At 57.7% G+C, this 25222-nt stretch carries 13 protein-coding genes and 5 pseudogenes; 12 read left to right on the forward strand and 6 right to left on the reverse strand.

From position 1 onward, the window contains the following. Positions 1 to 1091 precede the first annotated feature (1091 nt). The 6 genes and pseudogenes from AC0L2K_RS32975 to AC0L2K_RS33000 form a co-directional block, all read left to right on the forward strand. On the forward strand, positions 1092 to 2687 hold the full coding sequence (locus AC0L2K_RS32975; RefSeq protein ID WP_473533400.1) for an ABC transporter substrate-binding protein: 1596 nt from the start codon (positions 1092 to 1094) through the stop codon (positions 2685 to 2687). 3 nt (positions 2688 to 2690) lie between these two features. After that, positions 2691 to 3632, forward strand: a complete 942-nt coding sequence (locus AC0L2K_RS32980) for an ABC transporter permease (protein WP_473533401.1) — start codon at positions 2691 to 2693, stop codon at positions 3630 to 3632. A gap of 2 nt (positions 3633 to 3634) precedes the next feature. Then, a complete protein-coding gene (locus AC0L2K_RS32985) occupies positions 3635 to 4516 on the forward strand; it encodes an ABC transporter permease (RefSeq protein WP_473533402.1) in 882 nt (293 codons plus the stop codon). Between the two features lies 1 nt (position 4517). Further along, positions 4518 to 5525: an ABC transporter ATP-binding protein gene (locus AC0L2K_RS32990; protein WP_473533403.1), complete on the forward strand. Its 1008-nt coding sequence runs from the start codon at positions 4518 to 4520 to the stop codon at positions 5523 to 5525. Next, positions 5522 to 6523, forward strand: a complete 1002-nt coding sequence (locus tag AC0L2K_RS32995; protein WP_473533404.1) for an ABC transporter ATP-binding protein — start codon at positions 5522 to 5524, stop codon at positions 6521 to 6523. Before AC0L2K_RS32990 ends, AC0L2K_RS32995 begins: the two co-directional genes overlap by 4 nt. Before the next feature lie 334 nt (positions 6524 to 6857). Further along, positions 6858 to 7192: pseudogene (locus AC0L2K_RS33000) on the forward strand (transposase domain-containing protein); the annotation flags it as partial. Positions 7193 to 7515: 323 nt separating this feature from the next. On the opposite strand, the gene AC0L2K_RS33005 reads toward AC0L2K_RS33000, so the two are convergent. Further along, the gene (locus AC0L2K_RS33005) at positions 7516 to 8820 is read right to left on the reverse strand and encodes a CapA family protein (protein ID WP_473533405.1); all 1305 of its coding nucleotides are present in this window, start codon (positions 8818 to 8820) and stop codon (positions 7516 to 7518) included. 291 nt (positions 8821 to 9111) lie between these two features. Further along, the gene (locus AC0L2K_RS33010; RefSeq protein WP_473533406.1) at positions 9112 to 9783 is read right to left on the reverse strand and encodes a cysteine hydrolase family protein; all 672 of its coding nucleotides are present in this window, start codon (positions 9781 to 9783) and stop codon (positions 9112 to 9114) included. A gap of 646 nt (positions 9784 to 10429) precedes the next feature. On the opposite strand from AC0L2K_RS33010, the pseudogene AC0L2K_RS33015 reads away from it, so the two are divergent. Then, positions 10430 to 10597: pseudogene (locus tag AC0L2K_RS33015) on the forward strand (transposase domain-containing protein); the annotation flags it as partial. A 278-nt stretch (positions 10598 to 10875) separates the two neighbouring features. After that, positions 10876 to 12122: pseudogene (locus AC0L2K_RS33020) on the forward strand (IS256 family transposase). Between the two features lie 175 nt (positions 12123 to 12297). Here AC0L2K_RS33020 and AC0L2K_RS33025 read toward each other — a convergent pair. Beyond that, positions 12298 to 13875 carry an ABC transporter substrate-binding protein gene (locus AC0L2K_RS33025; RefSeq protein ID WP_473533407.1) on the reverse strand — a complete coding sequence of 526 codons (1578 nt, stop codon included), beginning with the start codon at positions 13873 to 13875 and terminating at the stop codon, positions 12298 to 12300. Positions 13876 to 14457: 582 nt separating this feature from the next. After that, positions 14458 to 15559, reverse strand: a pseudogene (locus tag AC0L2K_RS33030) (IS3 family transposase). A 636-nt stretch (positions 15560 to 16195) separates the two neighbouring features. On the opposite strand from AC0L2K_RS33030, the gene AC0L2K_RS33035 reads away from it, so the two are divergent. The 3 genes and pseudogenes from AC0L2K_RS33035 to AC0L2K_RS33045 all read left to right on the forward strand — a co-directional run bounded on the left by AC0L2K_RS33035 (position 16196) and on the right by AC0L2K_RS33045 (position 19991). Continuing rightward, the gene (locus AC0L2K_RS33035; protein ID WP_473533408.1) at positions 16196 to 18199 is read left to right on the forward strand and encodes a CocE/NonD family hydrolase; all 2004 of its coding nucleotides are present in this window, start codon (positions 16196 to 16198) and stop codon (positions 18197 to 18199) included. A 210-nt stretch (positions 18200 to 18409) separates the two neighbouring features. Beyond that, positions 18410 to 18603 (forward strand): annotated as a pseudogene (locus tag AC0L2K_RS33040) (biotin synthase BioB); the annotation flags it as partial. Positions 18604 to 19766: 1163 nt separating this feature from the next. Then, complete coding sequence (locus AC0L2K_RS33045) at positions 19767 to 19991, forward strand: transposase (RefSeq protein ID WP_473533409.1); 225 nt, start codon at positions 19767 to 19769, stop codon at positions 19989 to 19991. A 701-nt stretch (positions 19992 to 20692) separates the two neighbouring features. Here the strand turns inward: AC0L2K_RS33045 and gabT are convergent. Beyond that, positions 20693 to 22021 carry a 4-aminobutyrate--2-oxoglutarate transaminase gene (gene gabT / locus AC0L2K_RS33050; protein ID WP_473533410.1) on the reverse strand — a complete coding sequence of 443 codons (1329 nt, stop codon included), beginning with the start codon at positions 22019 to 22021 and terminating at the stop codon, positions 20693 to 20695. Positions 22022 to 22216: 195 nt separating this feature from the next. Continuing rightward, positions 22217 to 22951 (reverse strand): SDR family NAD(P)-dependent oxidoreductase, encoded by a 735-nt coding sequence (locus AC0L2K_RS33055; RefSeq protein ID WP_473533411.1) that lies wholly within the window; start codon positions 22949 to 22951, stop codon positions 22217 to 22219. A gap of 815 nt (positions 22952 to 23766) precedes the next feature. Here AC0L2K_RS33055 and AC0L2K_RS33060 point away from each other — a divergent pair. Continuing rightward, positions 23767 to 25098 carry a M24 family metallopeptidase gene (locus AC0L2K_RS33060; RefSeq protein ID WP_473533412.1) on the forward strand — a complete coding sequence of 444 codons (1332 nt, stop codon included), beginning with the start codon at positions 23767 to 23769 and terminating at the stop codon, positions 25096 to 25098. Positions 25099 to 25222: the final 124 nt, after the last annotated feature.

Raw genomic sequence — 25222 nt, forward strand, 5'->3', positions numbered from 1 at the left:
TTTGGGACGGGCGGCTGGACGTCAATGGGCTATCGGGGTCGGATTGCTTGATGGAATTCACTGTCAACTCGCTGGATAGGGGAGGCCAATCGGTGGCGTCGCCACCGTCGTATGCTCATCTCGAAATCAGACCATCGAGGCGACGGCTCGTAGACCGAAAAGATTGCGCTTGATATAGATCAAACTCATATCGAGGCTGCGTACTAGCTTCAACCCATTCCCTCCGTCTTCGAGCCGGAGGCCCGCGCATCAAGTTAGACCGTGCAGCGATCAGCCCTATGTCACGCTGCCCAGTGTCGGGCAGGAAGGCAGCTTCCTGACGAGATGCAACCCGGTTTCGCCGTCGGAAATGCCAGCTTGTGACGACCTCCGATCGCGGAACGAAGTACATCGGCTTCGCCGTTTCAACATCTCTAGCGTCGCATTTGCTGGCGACCAACTCTATCGTTTGCAGGAAGAGTACCCGGGCCTATCGAGCCCGTCACGAGGTCGATCTCACCGTGTCGGTACGATCGCGTTTCGGCATGTGCAATGGCGGGTTTGTTTGCGACGAAAGCATTCCGTCTGCTCACCCGCATATCTTCAGTCGCACCCCGCCGCAAAGACCGTCGAAAAGCTCGTCCATTATGATCCGTACATCCGATGCTTTTCGCAACGAATGGACCACCCGAGTGGGGGTGCAACCGATGCAAGGTTTCGTTCACAGTTCCTTGCGGGGTCAGAGGAACTCCGCACTGACACCTGTCTCGAATAGCACAAATCCGCCAGCTTGACGAAATTCAACTGACATAAACTGAGTTTAAGACAAGCGCAAATTTTTGTCAATTCCCAGTGCCTTCGCTGCGCCATATCCTCAACGCGACACTGCACAACGTTGGCAGCTGGATAGCGAAGCTGGAGTGTTGGTTTAATGTTTCGCCGTAGGGTGCCCCCTCGATGGACGCTGACGCTGCCCCGTTGTCGCGTAGTTGGTATTCGGTCGTTGCAGCACGTGGGGCAGAATGGAACATCGGGTTTTGACGATGATTCTGGGCCACGAGTCGGCGCATGACTGAATTCACTGAATTCAGAACGTAAAAGGGGAACTAGAAATGACGATTTCTCGACGCGACCTCATCAAAATCAGCTTGGCTGCTGGAACGGCTGTATCGATCCGTTCGATCCTTGGCGCACAAACGGCGAAGGCCGAGGCACGAACGGTCCGCATGGTGAAGGACGGTGGCATACCGAGTGCATTCGATCCCCTCGTTTCGAGTTTCACCAGCACCACCGACCTGGCGACCGCGATTTACGACACGCTATTTGCACTCGATTCGAAATTTATGCCGCAGCCGCAGATGGTGGGAAAGTGGGGCGCCTCGGATAACAAGAAGACCTACACTTTTGAGCTCCGCGATGGTCTAGGATGGCACGATGGCAACCCGGTTACCGCGGCAGATTGTGTGGCCTCAATTCGTCGCTGGGCCGAAGTGGATCCCGGTGGGCAGTTGGTCAAAGAGCGTGCCAGCGACATCTCAAAGAAGGACGATACAACTTTCACGATTTCGCTTAAGGAACCTCTGGGGCTTCTCCCCAATCTCCTGGCCCAGGGGCTCTACGTCATGCGCGAGAAGGATGCGCATACGCCGGCAACGGAAGCCGTGACCACCACCGTTGGATCGGGACCATTCACCTTCAATGAGGCACTCGCAAGGCCTGGCGCCAGCTTCACTTACGACCGCAATGAAAAATACGTGCCACGAAAAGAGCAACCCGACGGGTTGGCTGGCGGGAAGATAGTCAAAGTTGATCGTGTTGTCTGGGACAATATCGGCGACCAGCAGACCGCTTTGGCGGCCTTGCAGGCGGGCGAGATTGACTACTTTGAGGCGCCGCCCGTCGATTTCCTCGCTGTGATAGAGAGTGATCCCAACTTGGCGCTCCAAGTTCTAACTAAGTCTGGTCTGGTTTGGTTCGTACGTATGAATTGTTTGCAGAAGCCGTTCGACAATGTAAAGGCCCGCCAGGCATTGCTTCACCTGATCAATCAAGAAGCCTTTTTACAGGCCATTGCGCCCGACCCGCAGTATACGAATACCGTCACGTCTTGGTTTGGCAGCGGTAATCCGGTGTCTAATGACGAAAATACCGAATGGTTCAAAAAGGGCGGCGATGCAGAAAAGGCAAAGCAACTGCTCAAGGATGCAGGATATGCGGACGAGAAAGTCGTTGTCCTCCAGCCCACAGACTCGGCTGAGGGTAGCAATGCCTCTCAGCTTCTGGCAGCCACTTTGCGGAAGATAGGCGTTAATTCTGAGCTTGCGCCGAGCGACTGGAGCGGGGTTGTCGCACGCCGATCAAATATGGGGTCAGTCAGCGAAGGTGGCTGGAGCATTTTTATAACAGCCCAATCCGGCTTCGCCCGCGGCGATCCGATCACGACAAATAATCTCGCGTTGAACGGGGAAAAAGGATGGTACGGCTGGCCAAAGAGCGATGAGTATGAGGCCCTTCGTGGCAAATGGGCCGATGTTGAAACGCTGGATGAGCGCAAGTCCTTGGCCGTCAAAATGCAGCGAATAGCTTGGGATTATGTGCCTGAGGTTCTGCTGGGCCAATCTACCGTGCCAATTGCGCGCCGCAAGACGCTCACCGGCCTCATCGGCATGCCGGATGTACACCCGATGTGGAACATGGAAAAAGCCTGAGCGATGGCTGCTTACATCCTGCGCAGGGGTGTCTCGACTATCGCCGTGATGGCGATGGTCGGGGTCTTCGTTTTCCTGCTTCTCAGGCTGGCGCCGGGCGATCCGGCAGCGATGATCGCCGGCAGGTCGGCCACGGCGGAGAAGGTTGCCGCCATCCGCGAAAAGCTAGGTCTGAACGATCCAATGCCGGCTCAGTTCATGCATTGGGTGCGCGACATGCTCGGCGGCGATTTCGGCACCTCGATCTTTTCCGGACGACCGGTTCTCGAGCTCATCTCACAGCGGCTTGAGCCGACCCTTTCCCTGTCTATCCTTACGATGATCCTTTCGGTGTCGGTTGGGGTGTCTTTTGGCATCCTTGCCGCATGGCGAACTGGCGGGCTCGTCGACCGCCTTCTGGCAGCCTTTTCGGCATTTGGTTATTCCGTCCCGGTCTTTGTCATCAGTTATTTTCTGATCTACTTCTTGGCTATCAGGACACATTGGCTGCCGGTCCAGGGATATGTGCCGATCGAGCTTGGCTTGGCGCCATGGTTTGTGCACATGCTCATGCCCACCGTGGCTTTGAGTCTTGGGTACATTGCATTCATCGCCCGGATCACTCGGGCAAGCATCCTCGAGGTCTTATCGGAAGACTACATGCGAACGGCCGCCGCCAAGGGCGCTTCGTCCTATGCCATGCTTTTCCACCACGCTCTGAAGAATGCCGGTGTCCCGATCCTCACAGTGATCGGCTTAAGTTTCGCAGGTCTGATCGGTGGCGTCGTCATCACGGAAACGGTGTTCAACATACCTGGTATCGGTCGTTTGGTGGTCGATGCGATCAACAACCGCGACTATCCCATCATTCAAGGTGTGCTCATCCTGGTTTCGGGCCTGTACGTCCTAATCAATCTCGCGATCGATCTTTCCTATACCGTTATCGACCCCCGAATCCGGTACTGATTATGACGTTCCTCTCCGCACCAGTTGAAACCGTCCCGACGGGCCGCTTGCGAATATCTGACCTTCCCCGTCTGGCAACGCGGCATCCACTCGTCTTCATAGGCGGTGGTCTATTGGTGCTGTTGATCATTCTGGCGCTGGCTGCCCCGCTTTACGCCGGCGATCCATGGAACATGGACCCGTTCAAACGGCTTCAAGCACCTTCCGCCGAAATGTGGTTCGGGAGCGACAATCTGGGCCGGGATGTGTTTGCCCGAACGATCTCCGGTGCCCGAATCTCCCTCATGGTCGGGCTGCTATCGGCGACGTGCGCGGCCATGGTTGGGCTCCTGATCGGCGTCGTCGCCGGCTACAGTCACAGCTTCGACAACGCCGTCATGCGCCTCATGGATGGCCTGATGTCGATCCCGACGATTCTGCTGGCGATTGCGTTCATTTCTCTGACAGGACCCGGGATCGGCATCCTCATCGTGGCCATCGCGATCCCTGAGACGCCAGGCGTCGCGCGGCTGGTTCGTTCGGTGGTTCTGGGTGTGCGCGAGCGTCCCTATGTGGAGGCCGCGCTCTGCGGTGGGGCGCGCCTGCCCAAGGTGCTGTGGCGACATATCCTCCCGAGCACGATTCCGGCACTGATGGTCCAGGGCGCTACTGTCTGCGCCAGCGCGATCCTGACCGAGGCGGGACTGAGCTTCCTCGGCGTGGGCGTGCCGCCCGAGATTCCTAGCTGGGGCAACATGATCGCCAGTTCGCGTCTTTATCTTTCTATCGCCCCATTGACGATCTTCGCCCCCGGTATCTGCCTTGCCGTCACGGTCCTTGCCGTCAACCTGCTCGGGGACGGCCTGCGCGACCTGTTCGATCCCCGCGCCAAGCGGAGGCGGTAACATGCAGATGCATCAAACCGCAGGGAATGACGTGCTTCTCGATGTCCGAGACCTTGAGACGCACTTTTACGGCGAAGAAAGCGTCACCCGTGCACTCAGCGGCATCAGCTTCCAGGTCAAAACGGGCGAGACGCTTGGCGTCGTCGGCGAATCGGGATGCGGGAAAAGCGTCACGGCGCTGTCGATCCTTCGCCTGCTGCCGAAGCCGGCCGCCAGGACCGTCGGCGGCGAGGTCTGCTTCCAGGGTCGCGACCTGCTCGAGCTGTCCGATCGGGAGATGCGAAAGATCCGCGGCGACCGGATCGCCATGATCTTCCAGGAGCCGATGACGAGCCTGAATCCGGTCTATACGGTCGGCCACCAGATCGCAGAAGCGGTGCAGATCCACACCAGGGCTTCCCGCCCAGCGGCCATGAAGAAAGCCGAAGAGATGCTGCGGCTCGTCCGCATTGCGGACCCCGAGCGTCGCGTCAACAATTACCCCCATGAAATGTCGGGCGGCATGCGCCAGCGCGCCATGATCGCCATGGCTCTGGCCTGCTCGCCGGAACTGTTGATTGCCGATGAGCCAACGACGGCGCTCGACGTCACCATCCAGGCGCAAATCCTGCGGCTCATCGTCGATCTGAAGGAGCGCACGGGAACGGCCGTGATGTTTATCACGCATGACCTGGGCGTTGTTGCTGAAACATGCCAGCGCGTGATCGTGATGTATGCCGGCCGGATCGTGGAACAGGCCAACGTCATCGATCTGTTTGCGCGACCGGCGCATCCCTACACTCAGGGCCTCATGCGATCGGTGCCGGATCCGCGCCGCGGCCGACAGCGCCGCCTTCCGGAAATTTCCGGCATTGTCCCAAGCCTGCGCGAGCCCATTGTGGGCTGCAGCTTTGCTCCTCGCTGCCCGTTCGCCATCGACATTTGCCGCGACAAGACGCCCGCCCTCCGTGATGTCGGGTCAAGCCATGCCGCAGCTTGCTGGCGCGCCGAAGAGGTGATGGGCGCATGAACGGTCCTCTTCTGAATGTCGAGAATCTGACCAAGCACTATCCGCTCGATGCGGGATTCCTGAAGAAGACCATCCCAGTGATCCGGGCTGTGGAGGACGTGTCCTTTACCGTCGAGGCGGGCGAGACGCTTTGCATCGTCGGTGAATCGGGCTGCGGCAAGTCCACCGTGGCGCGGCTGCTGATGCGACTCGTCGAGCCGACCAGGGGGCGAGTGCTGATCGACGGAACCGACATTGCGGGCCTCAAGAAGGACGCGCTTCACGCCTGGCGCCGTCGCATGCAGATGGTCTTTCAGGATCCTTACTCGTCGCTAAATCCGCGCCTCACCGCCGGACAGATCATCACGGAGCCTGTCGAGAACTTTGAGCGTCTCAGCCGGAAGCAGAGTCGGGCACTCGCCGCGGACCTTCTCCGAAAAGTCGGAATGTCGCCTGAAATGATGCACAGGCTTCCGTCCGAATTGTCGGGCGGGCAACGGCAGCGGCTCGGGATCGCACGCGCCCTGTCGCTCAAGCCCTCCCTCATCATCGCTGACGAGGCGGTGTCAGCCCTTGACGTATCCGTGCAGGCACAGATCTTGAACCTGCTTCTGGATCTCCAGCAGCAGATGGGCATCGCCTTCGTCTTCATATCGCATGACCTCGGCGTGGTAGAGCATGTCGGCCATCGCGTGGCGGTGATGTATTTGGGACGGATCGTAGAGCTCGCCCCGTGCGAGGCGCTCTTCGCCAAGCCGGTCCACCCCTACACAGAGGCGCTGATCGCGGCCGCGCCTGTGCCGGATCCAACGCGAGTTCGGCTGGAGGCGCCCGTGGAGGGCGAGGTGCCAAGCCCCATCAACCCGCCGACCGGCTGCGCGTTTCACCCGCGCTGCCCGCTCGCGGTCGAGCGGTGTCGCATCGAGGTGCCGCCTTCGGTGCCGATGGCAGATGGGCGCGTCGTGGCCTGTCATGTGCGCGCTGGCGCCTTGGGAGGCTCGACCGGCGATGCTCCCTAAAGATGCTTCGGCACGAGCTGTCACCGCCTCACCGTCGGTGAGTTTTCAGCCGGACCTTCGCCTGAAGGAGCAGTCAGTTCCTTGTCGTGCAGGGTGTGCACGCATCAAGGACGGGCGACCCCGATGCTCGGAGCGCAAAGGCCAGGCTTCTGACCAGATGGAACTGCAGCTCGAAGAGCTGGAAGCCAACGCCAGTGAGGACGACTTGGCGGCAGAGATGGCGGCGCGGTCTTGGACGGTCAAGGCCTGAGCGCAAGCGCCCGACGCGAAAGCCTTTCGACGCCGGCAGGAGAGCCGTCTTCTCGCCACCGGACTTGAGGCCTGAATGCGGACCGAGCGGGCAAAGTCCCGGAGTTCTCCGGTTGCGGAGCCAATCGACTATCTGATGAAGCATTGGGACGGGTTCAAGTCCTTCCGCGGTGGAGGCCGGATCTCACCAACGACGCCGACGAACGGGCGCTGCTTGGTTTTGGCTCTCGGCAGGAAAGCTTGGTTGTTCGCACTCTCCGATCGCGGTGGCGATCGAGCCGGCTTCATGGCGACGCTGTTCAATACCCCAAGCTCAACGATATCAATCCGCAGGCCTGTCTGGCCGATGTCCTCGCCCGCAGCGCCGACCCGCCGATTACACGGCTTGAGGACCTGCTTCCTGGAATTGGAGCCCTTTGACGATCGCGGCAGAGAAAGTTGCCTGATCCGGGCCTTCACCTCGCCCCATGCGCAAGACCAGACCCGATGATGGCTCCGATGGGATACCGCAACTCCGCTCTCTATACGCCAATTATGTGGCCGAGATGCTCGAAGAGGACGAAGACTTTTTGCGCAATTGCTCGATCGAGATGTTTTCTCCGAAGACGGTTGCCCGAGCGCCCTATGGCGACTATCCGCCATCCGAATTAAGCTTACCCTCGCGTAGGAGATGTTACCAAGCGTTGTGCTATCGTTTGCAATCCCCCAAGAACTCTCACTATCTCGCCCATGAGCCCGCCCACCTACCCAAATTGATTGAGAACTAGATAGTTAGGTGAGTTGAATTCCAAGTTGGTTCCAAACGGCTGGCAGAGAGCCAAGAAGCTTTTGAGGATCATAGATGCCGCCTCGCCTACAACAAGCCGTGGTCTTCCTCGACGATGCCGTGCTTCGCCCAGACCGAGGGACACTGGGTGGATTGCCATCGAGACGAGGTCACGACCTTTAAACTCGCAGATGGGTAAGATCGTCTGCCAATATCTTGGGTGAGCGGGGAAGCCGATGCGGTCGTTATCAGTCCTCTTTTGGTAAAGGGCGCCCGGAGTATGGCTGTCCTCCACTCGAAAAAGATCAAACGAATCCGCCGGCAGCCGTGACACCAGCTCATTTTGGCCAATGAAATTCCCGAGACTATAGAAGATCGGCTTACACTTATAAATTTCTAGACCACGCAATATGTGCGGGCCATGGCCCACAAAGACATCCGCGCCTGCGTCGATCACAGCATAGGCGAATTCTCTGATAAAGTCGGCAGGATCCTCTTCCCCTTTTCCTTGTTCATGCGCATGCATGCTGACCACTACTACGTCCGACATTCGTCTGGCCTCTTCGACCCAGCGCAGGATTTCATCTTGATCTTGCTTGTGGGGGATTTGTCTGTGCCTAGGGCAAGCCCCTGCCCGGAAATTCATGCCATTGAATGGAAAAATATCGGGTGCACTTTCGAAACCAAAGCCCAGATCGATGTCGAGGCGGCGCAATTGCTCTATCCCCAAGTCAAGCGAGATTGTCTTTATCGCGTCCAACTGAGTAGGCAAAACCTCGTACACACTCTCGACGCGGAGAGGGTTCAGGCCTGGCCTACCCTGCATCGTACGCGTCCGCCTGGCCGCCTGCTGCCCTCTTGCAAACGTAGAGGCGCAAGCCACCATGCCGAATGTAGCAGACGGCGTTGTAAAATAGGAAACCTTCCTGGCTTCCTCCAGGTCTCGGCCGCAGCCCGCGTGACATAGCTGTCGGCGATTGAGTTCATCCAAGACATATTCCAGTCCCGATATGCTGTAATCCAAACTATGGTTAGTCGCCGTTGCGAACAGATCAAAGCCCGCTTCGACTAGCTCGTCCAAAATCCAGGACGGCGCGCCGAAATGGGAGCCACCACTGTCAAGTGCTGGATCCCCTTGGAAATCGTTCGGTAGTACTTCAAGGTTTGTGAATGCAGCGTCAGCCTGCCGAACAATGTCGAACAAAGATTTCACTTCTGGATCCTTTGTGCTGAGAAGTCTCCTTTGAATGATGCTGTCTCCGGTCAGCGCTAATGTTGCCATGCCTGTATTCCGCTGTTGCATGATGATTTAAATCGCAATTAATTAGTATCGGGCAAGGATCTCAGCTTACTTTCAGACCTTCAGACAAGCACCCCTCCGGAAGCCCCATATCGCAATTTGCGAGTTCGTGCTTGGCGTCCAAGTATAAATGGCTGATCTCTACAAACGTGCCCAAGCGCTTCTCTGGCAAAGCGGAGGGGCTAGGCCTCCCTCTGGTTGAGCTCGTCCTGTCGCTCGCCGTGGCTCTGAATCCGCACTGCGTCGTATAGTTCTACGCCCTATACTACAACTTCATAGGGACTCGTAGAGAGACTTCACATTCTCAAGCGTGTAGGTAAATGCCGCCGGCTTTTCGAAGTGCCAAGCCTCGTGCGGCGTTCCTTCCAATGCTTTTTTCAAATTCTCTGCGGTGACTACGGAGCCCGCATAGAGCCAGTTCGCAAGGTCGAGAATGGCTGTCATGTGCATGAGTTCGGTCGCGGTGCCGCAAGCATCCTTGACGATCGTGATTCGGTAATCGCGTGAAATCGCATCCCAAACCGTCGTCTCCAAACAGACCTCGCTCCAGGCGCCGAAAACTATGAGATGGTCAACATCCAAACGGCGTAGTAGGATTTCCATGTTCGTGTTGTAGAAGGCGCTCGGGCGCTGCTTTCGGACAAGCAGATCGTTCGACTCAGGTTTGAGCCTCGCGTGAATCTCTGCGGCGTTACCGACGCTATGTAATGGTCGCCCGTTTCTCAAAGGCTCGTGGTAAAGGGCGTCCACTCCACGAGGGTCATACCAATTTTGAGTGTAGATTACAGGCAGACCCGCAGCGCGGCATGCATCGAGAGTGGTCTTCGCGTTTCGCAGAAGTTGGTCGCGGTTGTAGATAGGCCATGCTCCATCTTGCTCGATGCAATCATTCTGGAGATCGACAGCAATCACAGCAGTTCGATTGAACTCGTTGGGCAAAGTCATATTGTACCTTCCACTGGTTTCTGTAAGAGTGTTCGCCATTCCGCAAACGGAGAGTTTGGAGTCCCCTTTCCCGCACTGGGACTCGAAATCGAAGGATTGTCGCCGTAGGAACGACGTCCGGACCGGTCTTGAGCCGACATTCGCTATTGGGATTGAGTTCATCAAAGACGCATCGAACCGTCCACAAAGGAGCCCTGCATGACAACGGCTAACCGGCTATTCTCTGTATCGCTTAGCCGGTGAATTTTAGAAGTACGGCCAGTAGCTGCTTCAACGCGATTAGACCATGCGGGGAAGGTTTGGGAGGCGGAAAAGATCGCGTCTGGTATAAACCAGCTTCATGCAGAAGCTCCAAGGCGTGGAGCGTCGTCGCTGCTGCTGGAGCCTTCAGCTTCAAAACAGGAGCCAGGAGCTCAACGTAACGACGAGATGCGCACCGTGTTCGTGCTGTCTGAAATAGCGGCTTTCGAGATCTCTGATAGCTCACCGCACACACTTTGCAGGGTCGATATCACTGGCTGGCGACACAGTTCTAACATTTCTCGGCAAGCGTGTCGGAGTCGGATCAATTGTTCTCCCCTTGCCGCGCATCAAGGCCATGTAGAACGTACATGAGCTGGGTAGGGTGTTTGATCACGAGCTTTCAGGCTCCGATCGCAGTAGCGATCGAGCCGCCTTCAGGGCGACGCTGATCAATACCCCCAAGCTCAACGATATCAATCCGCAGGCCCGTCTGGCCGATGTCCTCGCCCGCAGCGCCGACCCGCCGATCACACTGCTTGAGGACCTGCTTCCTGGAATTGGAGCCCTTTGACGATCGCGGCAGAGAAAGTTGCCTGATCCGGATACCGCAACTCCGCTCCTATACGCCAATTATGTGGCCGAGATGGTCGAAACGCCATCGATAACCTTCGGCCTCCCGTGCACGAGCGCAAAGCTTCGGGTCGCGCACCGCCGAACGCCCGGAAATCATCAGCCACCGCGGCCCGGGTCGCGAGCTATAGCGGAAACTGGGTGATGACGGTTTGAGTAGAGCGCGTATCGAGGCGGGTGATGAAGCCTGCCAGAACCTCTCAAGGAGAGCGATACGCCATGAACGAGACTATCAACATTGTTCGCCTTCGTCAGCCCGACGAAATCGTTGATCCCCTGACGGATGTGCTTCGCAGCGGCGCGCGCAAATTGCTTGCGCAGGCGATTGAGATGGAAGCCGAGGCGTTTCTTGCCGGATGAAAGGATCTCAAGCTTGCCGATGGTCGTGACCGGCTTGTCCGGCATGGTCACGGCTCGGAGCGGAGCATCCAGACGGGGATCGGGCCGGTGCCTCTCAGCCGGGTGAAGGTCCGGGATCGCGGCGCGGCCGGCGAAGCGGAGCGCATCCGTTTTTCCTCGTCGATCCTGCCGAAATGGGCGCGTCGGACGCGCAGTCTGGATGCGCTGCTTCCCGTTCTTTACCGCGGCGTTTCGACGGGCGACTTTCAGGAAGCTCTGGCAGCCCTGCTCGGCAAGGAGGCGCCGAACCTCTCACCCTCGGTGATCACGCGGCTGACGGCAGAACACCGAGCGTTGGCAAAAGCGGGATCTTTCGGCGCGGCGCTATGTGTATGTGTGGGCGGACGGGGGTCTATCTCCAGGCGCGCGTGGACGACCATGCCGAATGCATGCTGGTGCTGATCGGCGCCACGCCTGAGGGCAAAAAAGAACTCTTCGGCTTTCAGACAGGAATTCGTGAGAGTGCACAGAGCTGGCGCGAGCTGCTGGTCGACGTGAAGCGTCGTGGCCTGCAAATCGCGCCCGATCTTGCCGTCGGCGATGGCGCGCTTGGCTTCTGGAAGGGCTCGACGAAGTGTTTCCCGGCACCAAGCACCAACGCTGTTGGGTGCACAAGACCGCCGACGTGCTGAACTAGGTGCCGCTCTCCGTGCAGGCCGACATGAAGACGGATTTGCGCGAGATTTACGGTGCGCTGACACGATCAGCGGCCGAAATGGCGATCGAAGTGTTCGCCGAGAAATACGGCGCGAAATATGACAAGAGGGTCGACTGCCTGACGAAGGAACGCGAGACGTTGCTGGCGCTCTACGACTTCCCTGCCGAACACTGGGATCATCTGCGAACGTCGAATTCGATAGATTTGCTACCGTTCGGCACCGCACGGTGCGCACGAAGGGCTCCCTGTCGTCGAAGACCGCCAGGCTGATGGTCTCCAAGTCGTCGTTGCCGCCGCGAAATCCTGGCGTCGATTGAAGGGACGAAATCAGTTGCCGAAACTCATCGCAGGTCCCAAGTTCCAGGACGGGATCGAGATCATCGAAATAAAGCCGCAAAGCGCCGCTTGATCAAAACCCATCCCCCAAAATCCATCATAGCCCCCTGGTCGCATGGTACCATGCTAGGCTAGGCTGGGCCCGCGCCGACGACAATCACAGTCGGTATTATGTCCAACCGCAAGAGCACGGTTATCGCAACCGCAGAGTAGCCTTTTGAACATAAACATACCTGTGATGATATGGCTCAGCCCGAAACTGGCTTGAAGTCGAGATATAAGGGGTTCCCGTCCGGGCGCATTGCCGCCTGCACCTTAGTCGTGCGATACATGACGGGTGTGGCCCCATGGGTCAAGAATCGGAAGTCGCCGGATTCCTCCATGAGGTCCTGCATCTCCTGGTAGACTTTTGCCCGCTCGTTCGCGTCGCTGATCGCGCGCCCCGTGACGTTGAGTTCGTCATATCGCTCGCTGCGGAAGCGCTGCCAATTCCAGACGCCAACCTGAGCTTGTGTGAACCAAGTCACGTACTCAGACGGATCTGGAAGACCGGTGAAGCTCATCACGAACAGCTGTATATCCTTCCAACGATCGCCTTCCGATTCCATGCCGAGTGTCCAGAACGAGCCGGGATCTTGAGGCTGGACCTCCAAGGAAATGCTGATCTGCGACAATTGCGCCTGAACTGTCTGAGCTATAGTCGACGAAGTACTATCGTTTAGGCAGTCGATGGTTAGGGTCAGATCGCTCACACCGGCCTTTTCGATGAATTGCTTGGCCTTCGCAAGATCGCCTTCCGGTGGGATGAGCGCCTTCTCGCGATGCCCGATAATCCCTGGAGGAACGGTGCCGGTCGCCACCACCGCTTGGCCGGCATAGGCAGCATTTAGGATCTGCGGCACATCGATAGCCCATTGGATCGCCTTTCGGACATTAATGTCCTTGAGTTTTGGATGATCCATGTTGATGCCAATCCAGACATAACCAGTCGACGGCTTTTGTGCTATCTCGCTGTCGGACGGCGGATTGCTCTTGAACATGGCAAGCGATTCGAGACTGATACTAGTAAAGTCAACGTCACCCGCCTGATAAGCGCGTTCCGCTGCCTTGACATCGGGGATAGGGAGGATGCGGATTTCGTCAAAGCCGGGTTTCGGGCCCGACCAGCCCGGGTTGCGAGTCAGAACCGCATATTGATTCGGCTTCCAGTCGGCCAGCACATAGGGACCGGAGAACGCTGGCGGCTTCATGCCGAAATCACCGCCGTCCTTGGTTGTGTCCATTACCGCATCCTCGGAAACGATTTGGCCTGCGGCATGGGGTAGTGGGACGAGCCAAACCGCTGCATCTGGCGTCTTGAAAACGATGACGCCCGTGTAATCGTCCTCCAACTCGACACGATCGAGGAGACCCCAATGGGGCTTCATGGGCGAATTGAGTTTGATCACGCGCTCGAAGGAGAACTTAACGTCCCTCGCAGTCATTTCGCCGTAACCCCCGGTGAACTTGATGCCCCTCTTGAGGCGGAAGCGGATATGCGTCGGGTCCACCTGCTCGAGCTTTTCCGCCGCCTCTAGTTCCCAGCCCCAATTAGAGCCTGACTTATAGCGCGTGAGCTTCGAATAGATACAGTGCATGACGTCTACTTCCGCGTCAGTCACCACGAACGCCGGATCTAGTTTGCTGAGATCCGCATTGGCACGCGCCATTAGCACCTTGCCCTCGGCTGCCCAAATGGCTTGCGATAATGGCATCCCGCCGGCAGTGATACCGCCGCCAATCGTGATGCCGGCCTTGAGAACGGTGCGACGGTTTACCCCTAGCATGGAAATCCTCCCTCCCGTTTTATTGACTCGCTGCTCCACCTGGCGTTCGTCACCTAGAGTGGGACAGCGCTGCTAGATAGCCGATAAGCCGCCGCGCTTGCAGTCGGAAAAGATTTCCACCCGCTATAAACTGGCTTATGAGGCAGTTGCGGAAGTGAAAACCGGCAGTTGCAGTGCGAGGGCTCGATGTCACCCGCTGCACGTTGCTCCCTCATCATGAGGCGGCAACGGCATCAACGGCGGCCGGTTCGCACCACGTGGGGGGTAAGCGGCATCATCTCTCCGATTCGATCGTCGGTCCGCCGAGGGAGGATGTTGTGGCTTTCGGCTTCATTGACGCCACGTTGTGGAGCCGGGTTTTACTTGTCGCTCGTCATTGAGGACCGGCAAGCAGGGCCGCTGTTTCGCTCGGCCGCCTTCACCCCACTCATGCACCGTCTGCTCCGTGCAGCTGGCGGCAATATCCGCGGCCCACCACGAGGCATGCTCAGGTTGGTCCTGCTGAACGTGGTTTCGGCCGGGACGAAGTGGCGGCGAAGTTGCGAACTGCTACCTATGACTTTGCCCCCGATCAGCCCTCGTTCATAACTGGACTCTGTTCTCCATCGGGTCCGTTCTGGACCGGGTTGCAAATTCGTTTGGGGTGAGGCCGCGCAGGCTCGTGTGTGGTCGGTGTTCCTTGTAGTCGGTCCTCCATTCTTCGATGCCACGTGCTGTAGCCATGCCGCGGAACAGGCGCTCGTTCAGGCACTCATCCCGGAAGCGACCGTTCAGCTTTTCGACCAAGCCATTCTGGGTTGACTTGCCGGGCGCGATGTAGTGCCACTCGACGCGTTTGTCTTCCTGCCACTGCAGGATCGCCCGCGACGTCAGCTCGGTGCCGTTGTCGGAGACAATCATCAGCGGCCGCCCGCGCGCCTCGACGATGGCGTCCAGCTCCCGCGCCACGCGCATGCCCGACAGCGAGGTATCGACGACGAGGGCCAGACACTCGCGGCTGAAGTCGTCCAAACCAGCACTCGGAACCGCCGCCCGTCGGCCAGCATGTCCGATACGAAGTCGAGACTCCACCGCTGGTTCGGTCCCTGCGCGAGCGTCATGGGCGCCCGCGTTCCCAACGCCCGGTTGCGACCGCCGCGCTTCTTTACCGTCAGCCGCTCCTCCCGATAGAGCCGGAACAGCTTCTTATGGTTCAGGTCGAGGCCCTCACGCCGCAGCAGGATATGCAGCCGCCGGTAGCCGAACCGGCGCCGTTCAAGCGCCAGTTCCTTCAACCGTGTGTGCACGGCGGTGTCGTCCGGCCGCCGCGACGCATAGCGGTAGGTCTTCGGATCGAGCCCGACCAGACCACAGGCATGTCGCTGCGAGTAGCACTTCGATTCGATCGCCCAGGTCACGAAGCGCTTCCTTGTCCTGGGCGTCAGAACTTTCCCAGCGCTTCCTTCAGCGTCGCGACGTCCAGCATTGATTCCGCCAGAAGCTTCTTCAGCCTGCGGTTCTCGTCCTCAAGGCTCTTCGGGCGCCGCACGTCCGACACTTCATGCCGCCATAGCGGCTGCGCCAGTTGTAGAACGTCGCCTCCGAGATCCTGTGCTTGCGGCACAGCTCAGCCGTGGGGATCCCCGCCTGATGCTCCTTCAGCACGCCCGATGATCTGGTCTTCCGTGAACCGGCTATTCTTCATCCCCGTCTCCTTTCGACGGAGTCCAGTTCAAACCGAGGGCATTTCAGAGGGCAACGTCACCTAAACTAAATTTATACCAGACGGCATCTTTTCCCTCTGCGGGGTCTCGCCAAAACAGTATACTCCGAAGCTGTTAAGGGCTTGCGGCGCGCCGAGGAGAGTACCGAAGGTTAGGATCAAACCGGTGGCGAACTATGTTATTGGAGAGTCTACCAACACGATATAAACTAAAACCTGCTCGCCAAGAAGGCTCGGCGGCTTCTGGTCATCTTCTGCACCCTCGACACGAATGCCTGAGCGCTGCTGGGCTTCATCTAGCGAACCTCAAGTGTCGCACCTAGTGGAGGGATAGCGGCACTTTCTGTCTTGGTTTTCGATCGAGGCGACTACTGGAAGAAGCTGCATATGCATCACCAACTCTGCCTCACCGCGAGGCATCGCAAGGTCAACGCGAGCCGGATCCGGCTGAAAGCGCTTTCTTACCTTCCGATCCGGTAGAGGCTGGACTGCCGGCAGACCGGCTACGCTACCGCCAAGCCATCGTGCTGAGCAAGCGCTACTGGCGAGAAGCGGTCGGACGACTATGTCGCAACGAGCGAAATACAATGTGCAACTCTAAATCTGGACGGTGAAGTCATGGGTCCCCAACCAATTATCACAATTGAGAATATCTGGATTCCGATGTCCGACGGCACCAAGCTTGCGGCTCGCGTCTGGTTACCGGAGGATGCCGAGCGCAATCCAGTGCCAGCACTTATGGAATACATCCCCTATCGAAAGCGTGATCGTACCCGTTTTCGCGACGAAACTATTCACCCTCACTTGGCTTCCTATGGATACGCTTGTATTCGGGCTGACATCCGCGGATCGGGGGATTCGGAGGGATTACCGCAGGACGAGTACGTTCAACAGGAGCAGGACGACGGACTCGAGATCATCGCTTGGCTCGCGCAGCAGCCTTGGTGCACCGGCAAGGTCGGTATGTTCGGGAAATCCTGGGGTGGGTTCAATGCGCTACAAGTTGCTGCCCGCCGTCCACCTGAACTCAAGGCGATTATCACGATTTGCTCGATTGACGATCGCTATGCCGAGGAGCTCTACACCGGCGGTTTAATCAATGACGCTATGTTCTTCGAATGGGGTCTGGTCTGGCCTGCTTATTGCGGACTGCCACCAGATCCGGAAATCGTTGGCGAAGGTTGGCGTGACATGTGGATGCGACGCCTGCACAGCTTAGATTACTACACTGTGAACTGGCTTGTACACCAGCACCGCGACGCATTCTGGAAGCACGGTTCGATCTGCGAAGATTTCGATGCCATTCAATGTCCTGTGTATGCTGTGGGCGGCTGGAAAGATCCTTTGAACCGCGCGATCCCTCGTCTGCTAGCCAACCTCAGATGTCCGCGCAAAGGGCTTATCGGACCTTGGGGACACCAGTATCCAGACGACGGCAAACCGGGCCCGGCTATTGACTGGCTGACGGAGTCGCTGCGGTGGTGGGATTACTGGCTTAAGGATATAGATACGGGTATCATGACTGAGCCGATGTACCGCGTTTGGATGCAGCGAGAGCCAGCAATGCGCGGCATACACCAAACTCCCGGACGCTGGGTGGCGGAAGACGCTTGGCCATCGCCACGCGTCAGCCCGCGCAAACTCTATCTCACGAAAGATGGACTGGAGAGCAATGCCGGAGTCGAAACCGCACGTGTTCTGACCTCTTTGCAGACGGTGGGGATAACGGCGCCGCGATGGCATACCAGGGACATCGATACGGAGGTGCCGACGGACCAGCGAGTGGACGATGGACGCTCGCTGACCTTCGATTCCGAGCCGCTTGACGTGGATTTCGAGATTCTTGGCCAGCCGGTGATCACTCTTCACCTGGCGGTCGACAAGCCAGTTGCAGCGTTGGCCGTCAGGCTCAATGAAGTCGAGCCTGACGGATTATCGAAGCGAGTCACCTATGAGGTACTCAATCTCACGCATCGGCTTAGTCATGAGTTTCCAGAACCGCTGGAGCCTGGCAGACGGTATCGTATTCGCATTCCGCTGCAGGATTGTGCCCACGTTTTTAAACGTGGCAGACGTATTCGAGTAGCAGTGTCTACTACCTATTGGCCAGCCTTCTGGCCCTCGCCCGAGCAGGTGACGCTGACCGTTTATGCCGGCGCGTCCGAGCTCGAGTTGCCCGTGAGGCCACCTCGCGCCGAGGATGACGAATTGAGACCTTTTGGTCCGGCTCTTCCCCCAGAACAGACGCCTGGATCGACGGTCATTCAGGAGGCGCCAGCACCAACCAGAGTCCATGAATGGGAGATCGCAACCAAGAAACTCACCACACGTACCGTTCTGGACGGAGGGCGATTCCGGATCGACGCAACCGGCACGGAGATGTCGTGGAAAATGAGCGAAGTGACCGAAATACTTGACCATGACCCGAACAGCGCCAGAGTCAAGACCGAGTATACTAAGGCACTAAAGCGCGGCGACTGGGACATCCGTTTAGAGAGCTACCTGGATATGAGCTGTACCCAAGACACTCTTTTGTTTGTGGGCAGGCTGAAGGCCTTCGACAACGATGCTGAAGTATTCACAAAGACATGGGACCGCAAGATCCCGCGCCTGCTTGTCTGACAAGCTGCGCGTTTGCCGCCGCGCTTCCGAAACATGTGCAGCGAAAGTCAACGCTCTGCCCCACAGGGATGGCCTGCCGGTGTTGATGAAAGCGTCCGCGTAATCTGCCACTCCTTCAACCTGAAGAAGCGCATGTGGCCGTAGCATTTATCTCATGTCAACGTTACATAAGTTGAGGCACGAATGGATTGGCAGGAGGGTCGGATGTCCGGAGCATGCGGCCAGTCGGCCCACCATGAAAGTGGATCGAGTTCGTCGAAGCTGATGGAGGTCCGGCGCGTCATTGCCGAGGCGACAAGGCGCATGACTCCGGGCCACTGGTTGTTGCATGGGCGCTGCCTTGCGAAACCCGAGCGCGTGACATCGATGTGGTGGTTGCGATGCTCGAGGGTGTCAAGGCGCTCCGTCCGGTTGCAAAGAGATTTGCCGAGATCCAACCCGCCTCTCGCCCTCCCGATCTCCAGCAATGTTCAGCTTCTATGAGTGGTGTTACCTTCTCAATTACAATGGTTCTTCACTCACCTCCGTGTTGACGTTCGTGGATTCGTCGGGACCGAAGCCCGGGTTGGACGAAAACAATCCCAAGGCGTTCCGAGCGACGCTGCAGGTTCTAGATCATTGACCATTGTGAAGCAGAAGGTTAGTGTCGGACGTAAAGAAATGTGCACGATTGGTATTAGAGTTTATCAGGGATACTGATGCTGCCGAGTGTGAAATAAACTTGAGCCGCACGATAAATATAGATATCGATCTTGCGCGCATTTCATAGGAAAAATGCGTCGCGATTACGACCATCTTGATCACCACGCCGTTAGTTGGTTTGCTTCCCGTTCGTCGTTGCAGGGCAGCAGCTATTTTAACAAATTAATCTGGCAAAGGACCGTCTCCCAGAGTACCTTGTTCGCACCCTCGGTTCCGCCGCGCTGAAACCAACTGGCCAAAATGGGTCGTGACACTAATTCAATTCGCCGTGGAATTGTTTCGATCGACAAAGAGGTGGTGTGAGCGACGTCGATGTTCGTCGCTCAATGTCAACTATCTCGCTGACCATTGTCGTGGTGTTCGGGGCATCATGGTCTAGTAGATCGATGCCGTCCTGAGCCAGCAGCACGCTTCGGAGGTCGACGACAGGACCGGGTCGAGTACTACGGGCAAGTGCGCCGGTCCCAAGACGGTGCGGACACGCCCGGTTGCCGTCGCTTTCGCCCAGCATGTCGACTTTTGACGGCTTGCAACAAGCAGCAAATGCCGCCCGCACACGCTCGACGTTCTATTCGCATGACGGCCTCCTGTCTGAAGGGCAGCGACCGCGACGGCGAGCCAAGTGTGAGCAGCCCGAAGGCAACCATTCCCATCTCCCTGGCCAGCGCGGTCAACGAGCTTTGATACCCCCTGATGGCGTGACCGCCATGGATCTTCTTGGTCGGCGTTGCCTTGCGCTGGCAGATAGTGTCCTGAAGGTTCTGCAAAAAGCTTTGGAGAGAGAACAGCCCTTGCTCTGAGGCGAGGGGCGGCCATGGCACGCTGGTGACGTTACGACCACCGATTCCCGTGGAAGGGGAGTGCCATGACCAAGCGAGACGTTAGACTGAGCAGAGGCGAGTTGAAAGCGTTGCTGTTGTCGGATGAGGACGGCTTCCGCAGAGTTTTGCAGACTGTCGCGCAGGAGGCTTTGGAAGCCGAGATGACGGAGGCGATCGGGGCCGAGAAAGGCGAGCGGAGGGCGGAGCGGGTTGGCTACCCCGCTACCTCAACATGGATCATCTGCGCGAGCACAAGAAGGAGAACCTGAAGGCATTGGCCGCCTGAGACGCGGCCGCCGTGTCCGCCGCTCCGCTAAACACGGGGGCCGCGCGGCGGACACGGCAAGGTCACCGCTGAATGCCACGCCATTTTTGCAGAACTGACGCACACAACTCTGGCAGAGATCTCCTGGCTTCCTGCAGCCACAACGCGTCTGGACCGGGCAGCACGGTGGGATAGGGTGGTAAAAAGAATTGGTCAGTCGCCTGACTTGTGATGATGGACCTCGTCTTCTTCGATCCCGCTTGGCAAGCACCCGCCTGTTCGCTCGTTCACCCATTGGAAGCAGTTGCACTATTTAGCAGATGGACGTGTTCTGTGGTTTTGGATGCAGGCGCTACTCAGGTGACAGCAGAATCGGTGGGGTCGCACTCATTAATTCGTAGCAGCGGAAATGATGCGGGATCACGAAAGCGCTTAAGAATATTCCTCGTAGCGCGAGACCCGTCGATTGGCAGACTCATGCACCAAGAAGTCGAACAGACGGAGAAAACCGCTCCGCCCGAGGTTTCGAAAAAGACTACATCTGACCGAACGTTTTTGTTCTCACTTCCGACGAATCGTCCAGTGCATCGCGCTGAACTCTTCATTCGCCAGCACCATGCCGTCGGAGACGCCGCCCGAACGGCACGCGAAGGAATTCAGCCGCTACTTCACGTGGCTCTGAGATTCGAGGTGCATGGCTTTCTGTCACTTAGCCGGAGCTAGCGCAGGGGTGCCGGGAGCAAGGTCACCCTCGATGGCAGCATCGATGGAATCCTCGATGATTTTCAAACTCTCGTCGATAATTGCGTCAGATATCGTCAATGGGACAAGGAAGCGGATCACGTTGAAATGCCGGCCGGCTGAAGCAAGCAACAAACCGCGATCAGCTGCTTCCTTGATCACTTTGGCGGTGAGGGATCGCGCAGGCTTGCGCGTCTCTTGGTCCTCGACCAGCTCGACACCGATCATTGCGCCCAGCCCGCGGATGTCACCAATCACGGAGCGGTTCCTCTTCTTCTGAATCCGCTGCAGGCCAGACTTAAGGCGCTCACCAACCTCCTGGGCGCGGTTCAGCAGGTTTTCCTTGTCGATGACATCCAGCACGGCCAAGGCTGCCGCACATGCCAGCGGGTTGCCCGCGTATGTTCCGCCGAAGCCGCCGACGCCAACGCAGTCCATGATCTCGGCTTTCCCGACCACCGCCGCAATCGGGAGACCTGCCGCCAAGCTCTTCGCCATTAGGATCAAGTCAGGTTCGACGCCAGTGTGCTCTATTGCAAAGAGGCGGCCACTTCTCCCCATGCCGCACTGAACCTCGTCGGCTACGAGGACAATTCCATGGCGGTCGCAGAGGCTCCGGATACCTGCCATGAACTCAACAGGCCCGGGGATGTAGCCACCTTCACCCAGAAGCGGCTCAATGACGATCGCAGCGACCGCGCCGGGCTCAATCTCGGTTTCGAATACGGAGTCCAACGCCGATAGACAGTGCTCCACGCTCACACCTCGATAAAGATCCGGGTAGGGCGCGCGATAGATGCTTCCCGGAAACGGCCCGAACGACTGTTTGTAAGGATTGACCTTACCCGTCATCGCCATGGTCAGGAGTGTGCGACCATGAAATGCGCCGCCAAACACAATGATCCCGCGGCGCTTTGTATAGGCGCGGGAAATCTTGACCGCGTTTTCGACCGCCTCTGCGCCGGTTGTGAGGAGCAAGGTCTTGGCCGCTCCGCCAACCTTGCATCGCTCGTTCAGCCGCTCAGCAAGGGCAATGTAGCTTTCGTATGGAGCTGTACCAAAGAAGGTATGGCTGAATCTGTTTAGCTGAGCCTGAACGGCAGCGACGACGTCAGGATGCGAGTGTCCGACCGCTAGGGCGCCCATTCCGCCCACGAAATCAATATATCGCCGTCCCTCGACATCCCAGAGTTCCCCATTTCTAGCCCGGTCGACGTATATTGGGAACGACATGGAGGCCCCCGCCGAAACAGCGGCCTTCCGGCGCTCATCCAGAGCAATATTAGACGTCATTCGAGTGGCACTCCTGTTTCTTATTACTATTGCTAGGACCAAAGAGAGAACCACATTTGCGCAGATTATTGAAAATTTTGATTATCTATGCTTCTTGATGTCAATACAATAACAATACACCAGACATTGTGGAAGCTTTCGACACCCACTATGAGGACAGCGCACCTCGATCGGGCTCGGAAAGTACACAGTTCACTACGGCAGGCTAAGCTTCGCCATTCGGCCTCCATCGATAGTCCACACTTGGCCGGTGACAAACGAGGACTCGGGCGAGGCCAGCCAGGCTATAAGGCTCGCGACTTCTTCCGGCTTCCCCGTGCGTCCGACTGGATGGATTTTGCCGATCTGCTGGCGGAAGACCTCGGGGTACGGCATGCTCTCGATGAAATCCACATTCAGGTCGGTGTCGATCCAGCCGGGCGCGACGGCGTTGCACCGCACACCTTCGGCGCTATGGTCGACCGCCACCGCCCGGGTGAGCCCGTGGATACCAGCCTTGGAGGCGCAATAGGCCGCGTGTTTCGGGTTGGATCCCAGCCCCTCGATCGATCCTACATTCACGATCGTCCCGCAGGTTAGCCGCAGGTGCGGCATCGCGCCCTTGATCAGCATGAACGGCGTGGTCAGATTTACGGCGATGGTCCTCTCCCAATCTGTCAGGCTCATGTCCTCGATAAGCGCCTCCTGCATCATTCCGGCGTTATTCACCAGGACATCGAGCCGCCCAGCCCGTTCGATAAGCGTTTCGATAGCATGAGCCGCCCCAGCCGGAGCTGTGAAATCGACGGTAATGGCCTCGAACTCCCGGTCCTCACCCCGTTGCGCAGTGAACACGCGGGCACCCTCCTGCCTAAGGCGTCGCGCAGTAGCCAGACCGATGCCGCTACGCCCGCCCGTCACAAGAGCTACCTTCCCTTCAAATCTCTTCATCCAACCGTCTTCCCAGCCCTTAACTTTCGATGAACGACCTGCACATGAAACGAGCGGTATCGGAGGCGAGAGCCCGATGAACTGTGTTATCCGGCTTCACTGCCGAGCGAACCATCTTGGCAAGTGGCGAAACCGTCATTCGCAGAAAGCGTGGGATGCTCCCCTACTCTTCTGCGGAGACGACCTCGGGGCCGGACGCCATACTCGAGGATTGAGAACCGCAGCTTTGTTTACCCTCTCGCTTTAACACCCACCGACTACCTGCCTGTGCAACGTCGGATTGCGGCAGTATTAGCATCCATCACTGCAGCCGAATAATCAGCATCCTGCATCAGAGTCTTAATTGCGCTGATCATAGGCCCCAGCAACTGCCCTGAGAATATGCAAAAAGTTTCCCTGGCCTTAAATTCAGGTTATGCCCTGCAATCTGTGCAAGTGAGATCGGACCTGCGAGACCCCTGTGGTGCAGAACCCGCTTGATGTGGGTGAGGAGCTCGCACGCGAGGCATGTTCCTAGATCTACTTATGGCCGAACTCGTGTTGAAAACATGAAGGAAGCACACAGTCGGCAGCTCCCTCGATCTGTCTGGCACTCAGGGTTGCGAAACGCAGTCGAAAGCTGCTGCTTACGCATGGTGAGGCGCAGGCTCTAATTGATGGCCTCGGCCGCCACATCAGCCTTAAACGGGCTCGGTGATCCACTCGCGTGAGCACAGATGAATTGATCTTATGTCGGGCAATTTTTTTTCGGACTTTAGCCTCCAGCAAATCCAGTCTTAAATCCTTCTGTACAAAAAAACCTAGGAACGCCCATCATGTCCTCGTTTTCAATCGTGAACCAGAAAATTGATCCAAGGCGACTGGCAAAGGCGCTTAAGCCGGATGGGAGCCTAGATGATAACGATCGAGTCGAAATCGGACCGACGGATATCGCCTTTGCCGAGTGGGCAGCATTGGGCCTGACCACGCCAAACCTCGAGCGTATGCGCAAGACCCGTCTCGACCGGATTGTCCAGCAACTCCGCCAAAGGGACTATGCGGGAGTGCTATGCTTCGATCCGCTGAATATACGATACGCTTCAGATTCCTCGAACATGCACATCTGGATCATGCACAATCCGTCCCGAGCTGTGTTCGTATCAGCCGATGGATATGTCGTCCTCTGGGACTTCCATCGCTGCAGCCACCTGTCAACCTATCTGCCGCTCATTAATGAAATCCGGGATGGCGGCGCCGGCTTTTACTATTTCGTTGCCGGCGACGAAGAGGAAGCAATCGCCAAGGACTTTGCCGGACAAATTGACGAGCTGCTGCGCCGCTTTGGCTGCAAAAACCGCCGCCTTGCCGTCGACAAGATCGAAATTCCCGGCCTGCGCGCACTGGATGCACTTGGCATCGAGGTTTGCAACGGCATGCAGCTCATGGAGCATGCCCGGGCCATTAAGGGAGTCGATGAGATCAACGCTATGCGCTGCTCTCTCGCGACCTGCGAGATCGCCGTTGCCAAAATGCGAGAACGTTTGCAGCCCGGCATAGCCGAAACGGAACTTTGGTCGGCTCTTCATGCCGAAAATATCGGTCGCGGTGGCGAGTGGATCGAAACGCGCATCTTAACTTCCGGCCCGCGAACGAACCCGTGGATGCAGGAGGCCGGCCCCCGTCGTATCGTGTCAGGAGACCTCGTCGCCTTCGACACCGATATGGTAGGCCCGTACGGAATGTGTGCCGACTTCTCCCGGACTTGGTACTGCGGTAGCGGGCGGCCCACATATGAACAGCGAAGGCTGCACGCCATCGCATACGAGCACGTTGCTGCAAACATGGCCATGCTAAAGCCGGGCATCTCTTTCACCGAGCTCACGCAGTGCAGCCACAAGCTTCCCGCGGAGTTCGTCGAGCAGCGGTATGGCGTCATGATGCATGGTATTGGTCTGTGCGACGAATATCCCGCGATCCTCTATCCTGAAGACTTTATCCCGGGAGCATTCGACTACGTTCTCGAGCCTGGGATGACCTTGTGCGTTGAGGCTTATATTGGCGCCGTCGGTGGACGGGAAGGCGTGAAGCTGGAAGAGCAGGTGCTGGTCACCGAGAGCGGCGTCGAAAATTTGACGAAATGCCCGTTTGATGAGGCTTTGATGACCTAGAGCGGGATGAATTTAGGTTGGCGCATAGCCGGCCTCGATGAAGTAATTTCTGCATTCGGTTGACGTGACAGTGCCGAGGATTTGGCCGATGGCGTCACAGACGGTCTCGACCGTTCGCCTGGCA

Source organism: Mesorhizobium sp. WSM4817, from assembly GCF_055811135.1.